Annotated in this window: 11 protein-coding genes and 1 pseudogene; 3 read left to right on the forward strand and 9 right to left on the reverse strand. The window is 38.5% G+C overall.

Going from position 1 to position 15,363, the window contains the following annotated elements; all coding sequences use genetic code 11:
• Nucleotides 1-205: 205 nt before the first annotated feature.
• The 5 genes from nadE to MHB55_RS17970 form a co-directional block, all read right to left on the reverse strand.
• Nucleotides 206-1,033: an ammonia-dependent NAD(+) synthetase gene (nadE, locus tag MHB55_RS17950; RefSeq protein WP_144540842.1), complete on the reverse strand. Its 828-nt coding sequence runs from the start codon at nt 1,031-1,033 to the stop codon at nt 206-208.
• 1 nt (nt 1,034) lies between these two features.
• Nucleotides 1,035-2,516, reverse strand: a complete 1,482-nt coding sequence (locus MHB55_RS17955; RefSeq protein ID WP_144540839.1) for a nicotinate phosphoribosyltransferase — start codon at nt 2,514-2,516, stop codon at nt 1,035-1,037.
• Between the two features lie 364 nt (nt 2,517-2,880).
• Entirely contained in the window at nt 2,881-5,067 is a 2,187-nt protein-coding gene (locus tag MHB55_RS17960) for an outer membrane protein assembly factor BamB family protein (RefSeq protein WP_340863771.1), read from the reverse strand.
• A 612-nt stretch (nt 5,068-5,679) separates the two neighbouring features.
• Nucleotides 5,680-6,960 (reverse strand): aminotransferase class I/II-fold pyridoxal phosphate-dependent enzyme, encoded by a 1,281-nt coding sequence (locus MHB55_RS17965; RefSeq protein WP_191697829.1) that lies wholly within the window; start codon nt 6,958-6,960, stop codon nt 5,680-5,682.
• A 106-nt stretch (nt 6,961-7,066) separates the two neighbouring features.
• Nucleotides 7,067-7,825, reverse strand: a complete 759-nt coding sequence (locus MHB55_RS17970) for an exodeoxyribonuclease III (RefSeq protein WP_340863772.1) — start codon at nt 7,823-7,825, stop codon at nt 7,067-7,069.
• Between the two features lie 404 nt (nt 7,826-8,229).
• On the opposite strand from MHB55_RS17970, the gene MHB55_RS17975 reads away from it, so the two are divergent.
• Nucleotides 8,230-9,018 carry an SDR family oxidoreductase gene (locus tag MHB55_RS17975; RefSeq protein WP_154309929.1) on the forward strand — a complete coding sequence of 263 codons (789 nt, stop codon included), beginning with the start codon at nt 8,230-8,232 and terminating at the stop codon, nt 9,016-9,018.
• Nucleotides 9,019-9,310: 292 nt separating this feature from the next.
• On the opposite strand, the gene MHB55_RS17980 is transcribed toward MHB55_RS17975, so the two are convergent.
• Nucleotides 9,311-9,961, reverse strand: coding sequence for an HAD family hydrolase (locus tag MHB55_RS17980; protein ID WP_340863773.1), 651 nt, complete (start codon nt 9,959-9,961; stop codon nt 9,311-9,313).
• Between the two features lie 379 nt (nt 9,962-10,340).
• Here MHB55_RS17980 and MHB55_RS17985 point away from each other — a divergent pair.
• Nucleotides 10,341-10,904: pseudogene (locus MHB55_RS17985) on the forward strand (GNAT family N-acetyltransferase).
• 337 nt (nt 10,905-11,241) lie between these two features.
• Here MHB55_RS17985 and MHB55_RS17990 read toward each other — a convergent pair.
• The 3 genes from MHB55_RS17990 to MHB55_RS18000 form a co-directional block, all read right to left on the reverse strand.
• Entirely contained in the window at nt 11,242-12,189 is a 948-nt protein-coding gene (locus MHB55_RS17990) for an ATP-grasp domain-containing protein (protein ID WP_340863774.1), read from the reverse strand.
• A gap of 342 nt (nt 12,190-12,531) precedes the next feature.
• The gene (locus MHB55_RS17995; protein WP_340863775.1) at nt 12,532-14,127 is read right to left on the reverse strand and encodes a catalase; all 1,596 of its coding nucleotides are present in this window, start codon (nt 14,125-14,127) and stop codon (nt 12,532-12,534) included.
• 88 nt (nt 14,128-14,215) lie between these two features.
• Nucleotides 14,216-14,782, reverse strand: coding sequence for a hypothetical protein (locus tag MHB55_RS18000; protein ID WP_144540814.1), 567 nt, complete (start codon nt 14,780-14,782; stop codon nt 14,216-14,218).
• 316 nt (nt 14,783-15,098) lie between these two features.
• On the opposite strand from MHB55_RS18000, the gene MHB55_RS18005 reads away from it, so the two are divergent.
• Nucleotides 15,099-15,356: a hypothetical protein gene (locus MHB55_RS18005; RefSeq protein WP_144540811.1), complete on the forward strand. Its 258-nt coding sequence runs from the start codon at nt 15,099-15,101 to the stop codon at nt 15,354-15,356.
• Nucleotides 15,357-15,363: the final 7 nt, after the last annotated feature.

Genomic DNA, 15,363 nt, shown 5'->3' on the forward strand with positions numbered 1-15,363 from the left:
AAAAAGGATATATTTTGGAACTCAATCTATTTCATAATTTCAATTTAGTTAATGATATACGAACAAAAGAAGAATAGGCGGATACGTTCAGTAGGTAGAGCAATTAAATATATAGTTTTAATAAAAAGATAACTAAAAATAGTTCCCCTTTGATAAACGCAATAAAAAGCATGAAATTTCTATCTCTAGAAATTCCATGCTTCTATTACTTCCAAAAGTCATCGAAGATAGTTATTGGTAGCTGTCGTTTATGCTCGGAACGGTCGTAGAAGCCAACAATCTTTTCTTCTACTTCCTGTGATACCGTTTTTCCTTCTAAATAGTCGTCAATGTCATCATAGCTTACACCTAGAGCAACTTCATCTGGTAAAGCAGGACGATCTTCCTCTAAATCTGCAGTCGGAATCTTCGTATAAAGATGCTCCGGTGCTCCTAGATGTTTTAACAATTGTTTACCCTGTCTTTTATTCAAACGGAAAAGAGGAGTTAAATCTACTCCACCATCTCCATACTTTGTATAAAATCCAGTGACTGCTTCGGCAGCGTGGTCAGTACCAAGTACAATTCCATTATGCATTGCTGCTATAGAATACTGTGCCTTCATACGTTCTCTCGCCTTTTCGTTCCCTTTAGCAAAGTCGCTTAAGGTGATGCCAGCTTCCTTCAATGCACGGTCGCTCGCATCTACTGCTTCTTTAATGTTAATAGTTACACGCTTGCTTGGCTGGATGAAGCTTAATGCATCCTGGCGATCAGATTCATCAAATTGGACACCGTATGGCAGGCTTACAGCGATAAATGTATAAGTACCTGCGCCCATCTCTTCATTCAACTCATCTACTGCCATCTGGGCAAGCTTACCAACTAGTGTAGAATCCTGTCCTCCAGAAATACCTAATACCATGCTTTTTAAAAATGGATGCTTCTTTAAATAGTCTTTCATAAAATCGATACTTATACGAACTTCCTCTTTCGGATCAATCTCAGGCTTCACCTTCAAGGCTTCGATAATTTCTCTCTGTTTTTCAGACATTTTAATTCCCTCCATTATGTGCTATAAAATTATGTTCCATTTCCTTCACTTCTCGAATGTTACGCATTTTATTGTCCCAACACTTTTGGCTTAAATCGACTGGGTATTCCTCTGGGTTCAGAGATCGTTTATACTCCTCCCAAAGTAAATCTAGATTTTCATGAGCATATTGACGAACCTCGGTGAGCTCTGGATTTTCATATATGACTGCCCCGTTCTCTATAACCTTTACGTGTAATTCCTTTGCCTCAAAGTTCGTGACAAATTTAGAAACGAACGTATGAACAGGGTGGAACATTTTTAGACGTTCCTCGTGGGTAGGATCCTCGTCATGCATCGTAATATAATCACCTTCTGCTTTACCATTTTCTTTATCAATGATACGGTAGAGTCTTTTTTGGCCAGGAGTAGTCACCTTTTCAGTTGTAGAAGAGATTTTAATAGTATCCTCCATCTCTCCGGCCTCGTTTTCTATAGAAACAATTTTGTATACTGCTCCTAGTGCAGGCTGATCATAACCTGTGATGAGTTTAGTACCGATTCCCCAACTGTCTACTTTGGCACCTTGAGCTTTTAAGTTCAAAATTGTATACTCATCTAAATCATTTGATACAACTATTTTGGCATCTGGGAATCCAGCAGCATCTAACATTTTTCTTGCTTCCTTCGATAAGAAAGAAATATCTCCTGAATCTAGACGAATACCGATAAAGTTTATTTTGTCTCCTAGCTCCTTAGCTACCTTGATAGCAGTTGGTACACCTGTTTTCAAGGTGTTATAAGTGTCTACTAGGAATACACAATCCTTGTGTCTTTTCGCATATGAAAGAAAAGCATCGTATTCACTCTTATATGCCTGCACCATTGAATGTGCATGTGTTCCAGCGACTGGAATACCAAACATTTTTCCGGCACGAACATTGCTAGTTGCTTCAATTCCTCCGATAAATGCAGCACGGGTTCCCCATATAGCGGCATCCATTTCCTGAGCTCTTCTAGAACCAAATTCCATTGCTACTTCATCCTTGACCACCTGCTTGATGCGTGACCCTTTAGTGGCGATTAACGTTTGGTAATTTACGATGTTCAATAGTGCAGTCTCCACTAATTGTGCCTCAGCAAGAGTTGACTCGACTCGAATAATAGGCTCATTAGGAAATACTAATTCCCCCTCCTTCATCGAATAAACATCGCCAGTAAAGCGAACAGTTTTTAAATATTCAATAAAATCATCACGATACCCAAGCCCATTTTGTAAATATTCTAAATCACTTTCTGAAAAATGGAAGTCTCTTAAGTATTCGAGACATCTTTCAAGACCAGCAAAAATTCCATACCCATTTCCAAAAGGAAGTTTACGGAAAAATAATTCAAAAACTGCTTTTCTCTCATGCATATTATCAGCCCAATAGGCCTCTACCATATTTATCTGATATAAATCAGTATGTAATGCTAAACTGTCATCTGGATATTTTTTTCTCATGATGATCTCCTTCTCATAACTATTGAACTTAGTATACACTATTTACCCTTTTGCATGAAAATTAACCACTAGAATAGCGAGGATAAAGCTCCTTGGTTTCTGAGAAAAAGGAATAGCTGATTTCCGCTTTAGTTAAGATACTTACCGCGGATCCCCGTCGCTTACGCTTCGTTTTTAGGATGACTTATCTATCTTCCTCTTGTCGATTCAATCAATATGTAATAGATATTAATGCATAGGTAGCAAACTACTATTTATAAAATTACAAATAAATTTTTTTCCTTTTTGAACACTCAAAACCATTTAATCCTTTACCCCACAAGAAAACCAGCCCAAAACAGGACTGGCTAAGTGGCCTATCTTATTATTTACCTAAAGGGGATATGACCGTCAAGACATAATCGGCAACGGCGTCAATTTCCTCCTGCGTTAATGTATCTTTAAAGGATGGCATAGAAGTTCCTCCATTAGTGATTCGCTCTATTACGTTTTCTCTATTTTCCGCGAATTTACTGTCCTGTAGATTCGGCCCATTATGTCCATTCGCACCTTGATCTCCGTGACAAGCTATACAGCTATTTGTGTATACCCCAAGGCCAAAATCAGAGCTAACCGTCTCGCCTTCCGTTTCTTCAATGACGTCTACCTTTTCTTTAACAGAGCCATCGATCACTTGCCCTTCTGGTAAAGTGCCCCCAAGCTTAAAGGTATAGATTTTATCTCCATGCTTCGAGCCCGCTAAAGCATTACCTGCTGCATAAATTGAAATGTATTGTTCACCATCTATTTCATACGTGATCGAAGGAGCATTGGCTCCTGCATCCATCATGTACTCCCATAATTGGTCGCCTGTTTTTGCGTCAAAAGCAATGAGTCTTCCATCGTTATGACCTACAAATACAAGGTTCCCTTTAGTAGTTAAAACCCCACTATATGCTTGTGCATCCCAGTTTTGCTGCCACACAATTTTATTTGTTTTCACATCTAACGCGGTGACTGTTCCTCTAACCGGCGCATTGGAAACTGGCTGCATTATACTTCCGATATACATTGAGCCTTCTTCAAAAGCTTCTTCTTCCTGTCTTGCAAATGAAAAATAATTATCATTCCCTAAAACATAGAACAATTCAGTATCAGGATTATATGCTGAAGGTGGCCAGTTTGCTCCGCCTGCTGGACCTGGCTTAAGCGTAATTGGTTCCTCCCAGAAAGGAGTAAAAATATCTCCTATTTGACCTTCAAATTCATCTCCTAGATCCTTATCCACGTCCTCCTGGAAAACTCCTTGAGGCACAAAAGCATCACCTACTGGGAAAGGTTGTGTTGGAGAGGTTTTTTGTTCTGCCAGTTGCGGAACTGGCTTCTCTTCAATTCCAATAAGAGGTGTCCCATCTGTACGATCTAAAAAATATACCCAGCCAGTTTTTCCTGCCTGACCTAGTCCCTTTCTCATAACCCCGTCCTTCTCTACGTCAAACAAAACAACAGGGTTTGCTGGATCCATATCCCATATATCATGATGTACCTCCTGGAAGTGCCAAACGTAATCTCCATTTTCAGCATTTATCGCAACAACTGAGTTAGCGTATAAATTGTCTCCCTCTCGATTACTACCGTCTAAGTCCGGAGCCGTATTGCCGGTAGCAAAGTAAATATATCCAAGCTCTGGATCAACAGCTGGAGTGTTCCATACAGGGCCTCCACCAGTCAACCATGAGTCATTGTCCGGCCATGTATCGCCATTTACATCTCCTGGTCCCGGTATCGTATAGAATCGCCATACCTCGTATCCTAAATCAGCATCATATGCCATTACACGACCACGAATTCCGTATTCTCCACCTGCTACACCGGTATAGACCTTACCATTGTAGTAAAGAGGTGCACTAGTAACGGTATAGCCTTCCTCCCATTCTGCCACTTTTGTTTCCCACTGCAATTCCCCGGTTTTTTGATCAAGTGCGATTAGACGAGCATCTAGTAAACCAGCATATACTTTACCATCTCCTACTGCTAAACCTCTTGTTGTCCAGCCACAGCAAACGGTATCCATCTCTTGACTAATATCAGGTTCGTAGGCCCAAATTTGTTCTCCCGTTTTTGCATCTAGAGCAAAAATGTCATTTGCTCCAGTCGCCACGTACATAATTCCATCAACGACTAATGGAGTTGCCTCCCCCGAATACTTCGGCTCTGCCCCAGAACCTAAGCTCGTTACCCATGTCGGCTTCAAATCTCCAATATTCTCAGATGTAATTTGATCGAGAATAGAATACCTCCTATTATAGTAATCTCCCCCATGAGTCACCCATTCCTTAGAAGAATATTCTACTTTTATATTGGGATTAGATGGACTTGGTGTCACCTTTCCTTCTATCTTCGGCTCTTCTGTTTTAGTCTCCTGTACGACTTCCACTTTTTGTGGCACAACAGGCTGCACTTCTTCCTTGTCCTTGTCTGCAATAAGATAAAGCCCAAATATCACGACCATAGCAATACAGCTACCCACAAATATTTGAGATATGACTGATGATTCTCTTCTTCTACGCATTTCCTTTCCCCCCTTTATTATTCCGAACAGCTAAAGAAAATAGATTCAATACTGTACAAAATATGCGCAGAAATTATTTTTAATTCTCCAAAAAGGAAATACAGTCACATATTTAACAAATAAATGTGAGGTAACGTTAATAGAATTTCCTGTTCTATCGGGCCATGACTATTCAAATCTCTCTAAAGTTAAGAAAGTGCCAGCCTAGTAAACTATCTCCTCTCAACCCTATTTTCCTATGTATATTTTCACCTAGCTAAAAGTCGGACAAAGGTATGTAAATGCATGGAAGCATATGCTTTCTTTTCGTAAAGTGAGCTTGCATGAATCCCAAGATTGGCTACCCGATTATTTTACGTTGACAGTAACTCGCAGCCATTTCTTCCTCTTAAAGCTTTTGTTTTACATATGATGGACATCCTAGTTGTTCGGAGCGACCTCCTAGTGGACAAGCGCGCGGGGGCTCGATCCATGCCCCCTGAAAAGCGTCCAACGTAGCAGAAATCAACGGCAGAGAAGTAGATAAAAAAGCCCCGAAAATTTTACGAATCGTAAAATTTCCGAGGCTTTTGATTTTGTTAGGTGTGTTTTGTTCCAGCATTACTTAAATGATTATTTAGTTAAATCTTGGCAGCCCTTATAAATGAGGTTGAAGAGCTCTTCAATATCCTCTTCTTCTACACATGAGAAGGCTACACGGATATCCGTTTTATTGCTAGCAATAACACCGACTCCATACTGATCTAATAGGTGTAATCGAAGCGTTTCTGCATCTAGATTGTGAAGTTTTAGGCACATAAAGTAGCCAGAGTTAAATGGATAGTATGTCCAGTAAGCATCAAATTTTTCATTTGCGAGTACTTCTTTTGTTTTAATGGCTCTACCTTGCATAATGTTAAATTTTTCTTGCTTTTCCTTTGGGAATTCATCTGACTGAAGAGACTCAAGGATCATCGTTTGTGAAATGTGAGAACCACTAGAGATTGTACCTCGGATAATTCCCTTAGTTTTTTGCTCCAATGCATCTAAAACATCTGGCCCTGCTGCGTAGGTGATAAACCCAACGCGAAGACCCCAGACATAATTTTCTTTTGTTGCCCCATCTATTTTGATAGGTAAGATATTAGAATGAGCACCTGCAAGCAGAGCAAAAAGAGATTCCTTAATAGAATCCTCATAGAATAAACCAAAGTAAGCATCATCTAATAGTACTATTAAATTCAAGCCTCCATCTGCCGCTTCCTTCAAGGCTTCCACTATTGCTTCTCCTTCTTGAATAGATGGAGTAAAGCCAGTAGGATTGTTCGGGAAGTTTAACACGACAATTGCTTTTCCTGTTTGCTTCAATAGTGTTGTACGGAAACCTTCTACATCAAAGCCCCCATCTCCGTTAAATAGAGGGAATGTTTCTACTCTGCCACCTCGTCTAACTTGAAAGACTGTATTGTAGTTACCCCAATAATGATCAGGAGTAATTAACACATCTCCCGGATTCACAAATAGATCAGCAACAATACTTAACCCATGGGTTAATGCATTTGTAACAATTGGCAATCCAAAGTTTTTTCCTTGAAGAGAGGGGTTATCGATAAGTAATTTTTCCTTCCAAGCAGAACGAAGTGCTTCCTTTCCTTGCGGCGGTGCGTATGGATAAATGTCACTTGGATTATAATCTACTTTATTTTGGATGTGGCGAAAATGCATCGGCTCTCCATTTTCAATAGCTATTCCAATTGTAGCGTTAAAGCGGTGCGCTTTTTTCCCAGCCTCCGCACTTTGACTCAATATTCCTTTGGGATAGTATAAATCCTTGCCTAAATCGGATAACATATTAAAAATTGCTGGATTTTCTTTTTGCATCTTTTCATTTAATTGGACAGCTAAAGTATTCATCTATTGGTACCTCCAGAATTTCTATTTTAAAAACATTGTACTCTATTTTATTCAGGGATTGTATCCTTTCTCATAATATATTGAGTATTCCACGAGGTTGTCACGACTATTTATCTTCAATTTCTAGCAAAATAGGGCAATGATCGCTGCCTAAAATATGCGAATCAATCGAAGCGCTCTTTAGTCTAGGAACTAACTTTTGAGAAGCAATAAAATAATCGATGCGCCAACCAATATTACGCTCCCTTACCTTACTCATATAGGACCACCACGTATAGGCACCCTCTTTGTCAGGATGGAAGTACCGGAATGTATCTACAAACCCTTCCTCCAAAAGGGAGGTCATTTTCCCTCTTTCCTCTATAGTAAATCCTGAATTTCCTCTATTAGATTTAGCATTTTTTAAATCTAGTTCGGCGTGAGCAACATTCAAGTCTCCACACATGAGGACGGGCTTTACTGTATCCAGCTGCTTTAAGTATGTTCGCATTTCGTCTTCCCATTCTAATCTAAAAGGGAGTCTTGTTAAATCACGTTTGGCATTTGGGGTATACACATTTACCAAGTAAAAATCCTCGAACTCCATCGTAATGATACGTCCCTCATCCTCCGTTTCAAATTCACCTACACCATATTTAACGGAAAGAGGCTTTATCTTAGTGAAGATAGCGGTTCCCGAGTACCCTTTTTTCAATGCATAATTCCAGTATTGCTCATAGCCTTCTAGCTCTAAGAGGATCTGACCTTCTTGAAGCTTCGTCTCTTGCAGACACATGACATCAGCATTTACTTCCTGGAAGTAATCTAAAAATCCTTTGTTTACACAGGCTCTTAACCCATTTACGTTCCACGATACTAACTTCATTTTAGTACCTCCCAATAAGAAAAGCGCATGGCGCCCTTGCAGTGTTAATTTTTCTATATATGTACTTACTCAAAAGCATACAGAGCAAAATATGCTTGATTTCACCGGAGTCTACGCCTAGTGCACCTATTGAAAAATATAGCACGAAAGCAAGACAACTTCTTTGTATTGAATAAAAACCCAATTTAAAAAGATCAGGTTAACTTTTCTATCATTGTATAACTCTCTTATTATAAAAGGAACCTAAAAGGTCTGTAAATTAACAAAGAGGCAAATGTATATAAGTCCTAATTGTGTGCCAATATACTTTGAGCAAATTTATTGATTTACAAAAATTTAGGGTATATATTTATCTTGTATTCGAGATATACGAATCAAAGATAAAAGAAACGGAGAGATTAATCATGAGTAAAAGCTTTGAAGATAAAGTAATAATTATTACTGGAGCTGGTTCAGGTCTAGGCCAGGTAACGGCAGTAACTGTAGCGAAAGATGGCGCTAAGCTGGTATTAGTCGATTTAAATAGCAATGGTTTAGAGGAAACAAAAAAGCTAATTCTTGAAGTGGCGCCAGAGGCAGAATTGCTTCTAGTTACGGCAAATGTTGCAGATGAGGCAGCTGTGAAAAACTATGTGGATGAAACAGTAAACAAATTTGGGCGTATAGATGGGTTCTTCAACAACGCTGGGATTGAAGGTAAACAAAACCTTACAGAGGATTTCGGTATTGATGAATTCCACAAGGTAGTAAACGTTAATCTAAACGGAGTATTTTATGGCTTAAAATATGTGCTAGCTGAGATGAAAAAAAATGGAGCTGGTTCTGTAGTAAATACTGCTTCTGTGGGTGGTATTCGTGGAGTCGGCAATCAATCCGGTTACTCTGCTAGTAAACATGGTGTAGTCGGTCTTACTAGAAACTCAGGAATTGAATATGGTCAGTTCGGTATTAATATTAATGCGATTGCACCAGGTGCTATTATGACGCCTATGGTTGAAGCTTCTTTAAAACAAATCGGTGGTGAAGAAGGCTGGGAAGAAGCAGGTAAGGAATTTGTTTCAGCCAATCCTATGAAACGTTTCGGTAAACCTCAAGAGGTAGCAAACGTTGTGGCATTCCTGTTGTCGGATGAGTCTAAGTTTGTAAATGCTTCTGTAATTACAATTGATGGCGGACAATCATATAAGTATTAATGGTTAGGCCGATTAGAATTTAACAATCAGCCTGCTCTGGTCTAGCTTCAACGCCTATATTTGCCTATCGATGTGCAGACATAGACGTTGAGGCTTTTCTTATTTAAACAGTAAAACTCTTAGTATTATTTCTTTGCCGCATTCATCAATAGATAAATAATACCCGCTAAAATGGCTATACCAAAGATAACTACTAAAAGACTAATCAACAACGCAACAAAACTCATTATTCTACACCCCTAACTATTTTTATAATTTGTTTCCTTGCCAATCTTCTTTCCTCTAATATTGTTTAGACAAGTAGTTTCTCTAATTCTCTTATACTCTCCACAATAAAAGTGGCATTCTCATTCTCTAACTCTTCTGCCGAACCATAACCATATGTTACTCCAATAGAATCGATGCCAGTTAAATTAGCACCGATAATATCATGCTTTCTATCTCCAATCATGACAAAGCTGTCAGTTGTATAATCTTCGAACTGGTCTAAAATATATTGAATGATCTCTGCCTTAGCTGACCTAGTTCCGTCTAATTCACTACCTACCACCAAATCAAAATATTCATCGATTTGAAAGTACTTTAAAATCTCAATTGCAAAAACGGTAGGCTTAGAGGTGGCAATTACAAGCTTTTTTCTTTCTGCCTTCAATCTTTCCAGTAACAATTCAATTCCCTCATAAAGTTCATTTTCATACATGCCAGTTTTTTTAAATCTCTCTCGATAAAACTCAATGGCTAGTTGACATTGCTTTTCATCAAATCCGTAATACTCAGCAAAAGAAACCTGTAGGGGTGGGCCTATGAAGCATTCTAGCTTTTGAAGATCCAGCTCCACAATTCCCATCTTTTCTAGTCCATATTGGACAGATGCTGTTATACCTTTTTTAGGATCAGAAATTGTTCCGTCTAAATCGAATAAGATAATCTCAAGTTTTTTCATACTCCCACTCTTCTCTATTAAATTTTCTGTTACTACTATTATATCTTAGTTAATTTCATAAATAGCACTTTACCCGTAAAACACGAATTTTTGTCAATGAGTGATTGGAGCGACAGGCGGCAACACCAGTGGGATGATTGAGAAAGATAAGACATCACAAACGTGCACGTAGAGGGCAGGAATGGATTATCGCTCACCCCCACGGAAGGCGTCCGCCTAATGCGGAAATCAATTATATTTTACTCTTTATTCTCTTCTCGATTGTTCGTGTTTCTTAATAATAATAGGAATTATGAAATTAACTCATCTAAATATTGCTTTCCTTTTTTAAAATAAAATTTATAATGGAAAGAACTAACAAAAAAGAGGGTGGATTATAGTGGAAGTTCAATCAATCTATGGGGATCTACCTCGATTAGAAACGCAGAGGCTAGTTCTAAGAAAAATAACGCTAGAGGATGCAAAGGATATGTATACATATGCCTCCAATCCCGAAGTCTCCAAATATGTGACTTGGGATACGCACCATACGATTGAAGATACAAAGGAATTCATACGTTTTGTTCTGAGGCAGTATGAAAACAAAGGTATCTCCCCATGGGGCATTGAATATAAGGAAAACGGTAAGCTAATCGGAACAATCGACTATGTAGGGTGGCAGGCAAAACATAATAGCGCCGAAATTGGCTATGTCCTTTCTCAGGAATACTGGGGACAAGGGATAACAACAGAGGCTGCAAGGGAGTTAATCCATTTTGGATTTACCCATATGGATTTAATAAGAATACAGGCTAGATGCTTTATAAAAAACATTGGCTCCTCCCGCGTTATGGAAAAAGCCGGCATGTCCTATGAGGGAGTTATGTGAAAAGGGATGAAGGTAAGAGGTAACCATGAGGATTTGAAGATTTACTCTATTTTAAAGGAAGATTTCTCTCTCTAAAAACCAAATGAGCTTGGGACAAAACCCACCTTAAAAATTTAAGCATCGGTGTTCTCCGCTACAGCGGACGCTTTCCTGGGGGCACGGGTCGAGCCTGTAGTCTCTCACACGCGCTTGTCCCCTAAGAGTCGCGGCCTTCGCTCCGAACAATTTCTTCGACACCAAGTGAAAACTGTATATATTTTAAGTAAAAAGAGGACATCTGTAGTGAAATTAATAATTACCAAAACGAATTTCACTCAGAAAGAAGTATCCTTCTCGTTGGGGATTATTACCAGATTCAACTCACAGCATTTTTACGTTGCTTGAATTTACTCATGTCCCAGCCTTTTCTTCATTAGTTAAATGCCTTCAAGCTCTCAAGTGTAGCTCCTAGAAATTTAGCCAGCTCTAGCATTCCATATTTGCCTGCTTTTTCTTCTGCATCCGCATTATAATTTGTATTTGTATTGACGTCATACGTGTAAACTTCTCCGTTACTATCTCGAATAAATTCGATGCCTGCAACGTCAATATTGTTTGCTTGTAGAAAGGCTTCATAACGAGCAATCCAACCTTCATCTAGATCTTCTTTAATCTCAAATTTTGGTTTAACTTCTGGCTCTTCCCCAACTGGACAGAACGCATCACCAATTTGACAGGAGTCTGCCGGGCAGAGCTCGAAGCCCACCGAGGTATCTACTCTAACTGCATATAAGTATTTTCCCCCTACAAACTCTGCTCTAGTAATATATGATTCTGGCGATTGGATATACTCCTGAACTAGTGTGATGCCATCCACTGGATCTTCAAAAAGTGACCCATATACATATTCCTTTAATGCATCGATTGTTTGGAACAATTGCACCCCTAATCCTTTACCAGCTCTATTATGTTTAGTGATAAAAGGGACTTTCCCTAATTTTTCTGCTGCTGAAACGATATGCTCCTTGCCAACAGCAGCAATTGTCTTCGGAGTTCGAATACCACTTGCCTCTAGCGCAGTGTACTGATTGATTTTGCTTAACTCTAGATTTAATGCTTTAGTTCCATTGAATACTGTTCTTCCATGGTGCTCCAACCACGTAAGTACGCCACCTGCCAATTCTGGTGCATACCTATGTCCTCTAGTGTGAGAAGATGCACTCATACGATTATAGAAAACGCCATTTGGTGGCTCTATTGTCAAGTCCACAATTCCTTTGTCCAAGTGCCAGGTCTCATAAGGCAACTCCAGCTCTTCTAATCGTTTGGTTAAATGAATTGTCCACTCATCATTTTCATGGATAATATAAATTTTTGACATATTAGCAGCTCCTTATCGTTTATTTATTACTTTCCTTATTTGTCGGGCCTTAAAACTTTACCTAGTAAACCACTTGCTTTTATATTACTTTACTACACTAAAACAAATTTAACAATATTCGGACTATTAAAATCATTGCTCAATGAAAACCTAAGTATAAATCACAAGTCCCGTTCACTATTTTAAATTGATAGTCGGACTTAGCTCAGCCTATGGTAGTCTAGCTACTGAACCTTAAAATTGACGTTTTCCTACTATAATAAATAGGAAAAGGCTGTAGACATTTTCAAATTTCTTTGAATCTCTACAGCCTGTGCACTATTTTAGTGTGTCTTTCTCTAATTAATACGGATCTGATTCATGGCTATTTTCTACTGCTTGCTGTGGGGCTTTTTCACCGTCTACATCTCCAAGTGGATGCTGACTAGAGCCACCTTTTGGTGCATTTTTTAAACCTTCTCTTAGAAGTCTTCCATATTCTTCATCCGCTTCTTCTGCCAAGAAAATCATCTTGTCTTGGATTCTTTGATCACATTTAGATAAATCATTTATTAGATTAGACAACAATTCTGTCTTCTCCCATTGTTCAAAATTACGGTAAGTTTCTCCTGCTTGTTTCGTATTATTTTGACGATCTATCGACTCTCTAACTAAGTTCCCCTTAATCATCGGAGTATATTCTTTGCCAGTTTGTTCAGCCTCATGCAAGCCATCTAAAATTGAAGGCTCATAATTTATGTGAGGATTTTGGAAGGGCCCTCTATCTAAACGGTATGCCATTTGTCCGCCAGTTTGATTGGTTGCAACACGTTTCTTTGGAGAATTGATTGGCAACTGTAAGTAGTTAGCTCCAACACGATGTCGCTGTGTATCTGAATACGAAAATGTTCGTCCCTGAAGCATTTTATCATCTGAGAAATCCAAGCCATCTACTAGTACACCTGTACCGAACGCCACCTGCTCCACCTCAGTGAAATAGTCCTGTGGATTTCGATTTAAAACCATTTTACCAACCGGCATCCATGGGAATTGATCGTTAGGCCATAGCTTGGTGTCGTCTAGTGGATCAAAATCTAGTTCTGGATGATCACCATCACTCATGATTTGAACGTTTAACTCCCACTCAGGGAAATCTCCCTTTTCAATAGCATCGTATAAATCTTGCGTAGCATGGTTAAAGTTTTTTGCTTGAATTTCTTCAGCTTCTGCTTGAGTTAAATTGCGTATTCCTTGTTTTGGCTCCCAATGATACTTTATCAGGACTGCCTCTCCCTCTTTATTAACCCATTTGTATGTGTTTACCCCAGAACCCTGCATCATACGGTAGTTTGCGGGAATACCCCAAGGCGAATAAATGAATGTGACCATGTGGAATGACTCAGGTGAGCTTGCACAAAAATCAAAAAATCTTTCTGCATCCTGAATATTAGTAACAGGGTCTGGTTTAAAAGCATGAATCATGTCTGGAAATTTCATCGCATCACGGATAAAGAAGATTTTCAAATTGTTACCAACCAGGTCCCAGTTTCCGTCTTCTGTATAAAACTTTACTGCAAAACCTCGTGGATCTCTCAATGTTTCAGGGGAATGTCCTCCATGAATAACCGATGAAAAACGTACAAAAAGCGGAGTTTTTTTACCTTTTTCTTGAAATAGCTTCGCCCGAGTATATTTTGCAATGTCTTCATCCCCGACTGCACCATACGCTTCAAAATACCCGTGTGCTCCAGCTCCGCGAGCGTGAACGACACGTTCAGGAATTCGCTCTCTGTCAAAATGGCTAATTTTCTCGATAAAATCATAGTTCTCTAATGTTGCTGGGCCACGGTTTCCAACCGTTCTTATATTTTGGTTGTTTGTAATTGGATGCCCCTGTCTATTCGTCAGTGTATCCTCTGTCTCTCGGTTAGTTTCATTTTTAGAATGATCCTTTGCCATCTTTCATCCTCCTAAGCTTGAACTTTACTTCGTCTTCATTCTGTCCAAAAGTAAAAGTAAATATTCTAGCAAAGGAGAAAGGAAGTAGCTAATATGCAAGTTCCTTCCACTTAGATGCATCACCTAAATTGTTATTTAATAAATAATACTGAAATTGTCCTTCATAAATCAGTTGAAGCGCTGGGTGCTCTGCAATATGATGTGGTTGAACTAAATAAGTAGGGGTGTCTATGCTTAAAGTAGAAGATTCATTCATAATCGTAGCTACAAATTGAGAACAAAAATATGCATTCTCCCGATGAATTTTCAATCGAAGGGCAATTCCAAACAAACCAAGCAAATTATATTTATACCTATCTTGTTCCTCCCGAAATGCAAGTACTCTGTTTTGCATTTGCTCAAATTCACTTAAAGATATTTTGCATTGAAAAATAGAACAGTTGGCGTTTTTAAACACCCCGCCCCTCGCGTTTTCTTGAACAAAGCCACCATTAATTGGGTTATATCTCTGTTTTCTACCAAAGCTATACATCTCATTCAATTGCTCATCAAAGGCAATCGACGCGTGATTTCTGTTTCTTCCCGTATACATTCCAATCATTTTAGAAAACCATGTACTTGTGTCACTTAATATAATATAGACCGTCTTCTCCACTTTTCCACCCCATCAACAAGATGCTCTCTTTTTGTTCCTTCATCATCTCTTATTTAAGAGAACTTACTGAACAGTCTGCAGGAGGAAATCAACTAAGACCTAAGATGTATTTTTTGAATTTATTGGCAATACAATCGAAATTATAATTAATTATATTTAAAAATTAGACAAATAGAAAGAATCTGTTGTGTAGGTAGGCAAATATCAATTTATTAATGATTGTAGATTATATTTATTATTGATAAAATTCTTTCGTTACATAGTTCTTGTGAAATAGTATATTAAAGAAAATTTTGTCTTATATAGGAGGATAATAATGTCTAATTATAATAGAGAAGAACTAGTTTTATTAAATAACGTACTACTTGCTCTATTTTTAGTAGCAGATTTTGCACTTTTTCTTCATTTCTCTAATAGTTCTTTCCCATGGTTTGCATTACTAGGCGCAGGTATTGGTTTAGCTATTATTGTTCTTTGCTGGGCAGAAAAAGTACAAATCTATTTCATTGCCAGTTTGCTAGTTTTTACAGGCTTATTTTTATTAATCTACAATTGGCATTCAATATTCCATTAATCAAATT

Source organism: Psychrobacillus sp. FSL K6-1267, from assembly GCF_038003265.1.
Taxonomy (GTDB): Bacteria; Bacillota; Bacilli; order Bacillales_A; family Planococcaceae; genus Psychrobacillus; species Psychrobacillus faecigallinarum.

Bases quoted from the DNA above. Each gene is read 5' to 3' on its own strand.
- nadE (WP_144540842.1), bottom strand. From the start codon at position 1,033: ATGTCTGAAAAACAGAGAGAAATTATCGAAGCCTTGAAGGTGAAGCCT.
- MHB55_RS17955 (WP_144540839.1), bottom strand. From the start codon at position 2,516: ATGAGAAAAAAATATCCAGATGACAGTTTAGCATTACATACTGATTTA.
- MHB55_RS17960 (WP_340863771.1), bottom strand. From the start codon at position 5,067: ATGCGTAGAAGAAGAGAATCATCAGTCATATCTCAAATATTTGTGGGT.
- MHB55_RS17965 (WP_191697829.1), bottom strand. From the start codon at position 6,960: ATGAATACTTTAGCTGTCCAATTAAATGAAAAGATGCAAAAAGAAAAT.
- MHB55_RS17970 (WP_340863772.1), bottom strand. From the start codon at position 7,825: ATGAAGTTAGTATCGTGGAACGTAAATGGGTTAAGAGCCTGTGTAAAC.
- MHB55_RS17975 (WP_154309929.1), top strand. From the start codon at position 8,230: ATGAGTAAAAGCTTTGAAGATAAAGTAATAATTATTACTGGAGCTGGT.
- MHB55_RS17980 (WP_340863773.1), bottom strand. From the start codon at position 9,961: ATGAAAAAACTTGAGATTATCTTATTCGATTTAGACGGAACAATTTCT.
- MHB55_RS17990 (WP_340863774.1), bottom strand. From the start codon at position 12,189: ATGTCAAAAATTTATATTATCCATGAAAATGATGAGTGGACAATTCAT.
- MHB55_RS17995 (WP_340863775.1), bottom strand. From the start codon at position 14,127: ATGGCAAAGGATCATTCTAAAAATGAAACTAACCGAGAGACAGAGGAT.
- MHB55_RS18005 (WP_144540811.1), top strand. From the start codon at position 15,099: ATGTCTAATTATAATAGAGAAGAACTAGTTTTATTAAATAACGTACTA.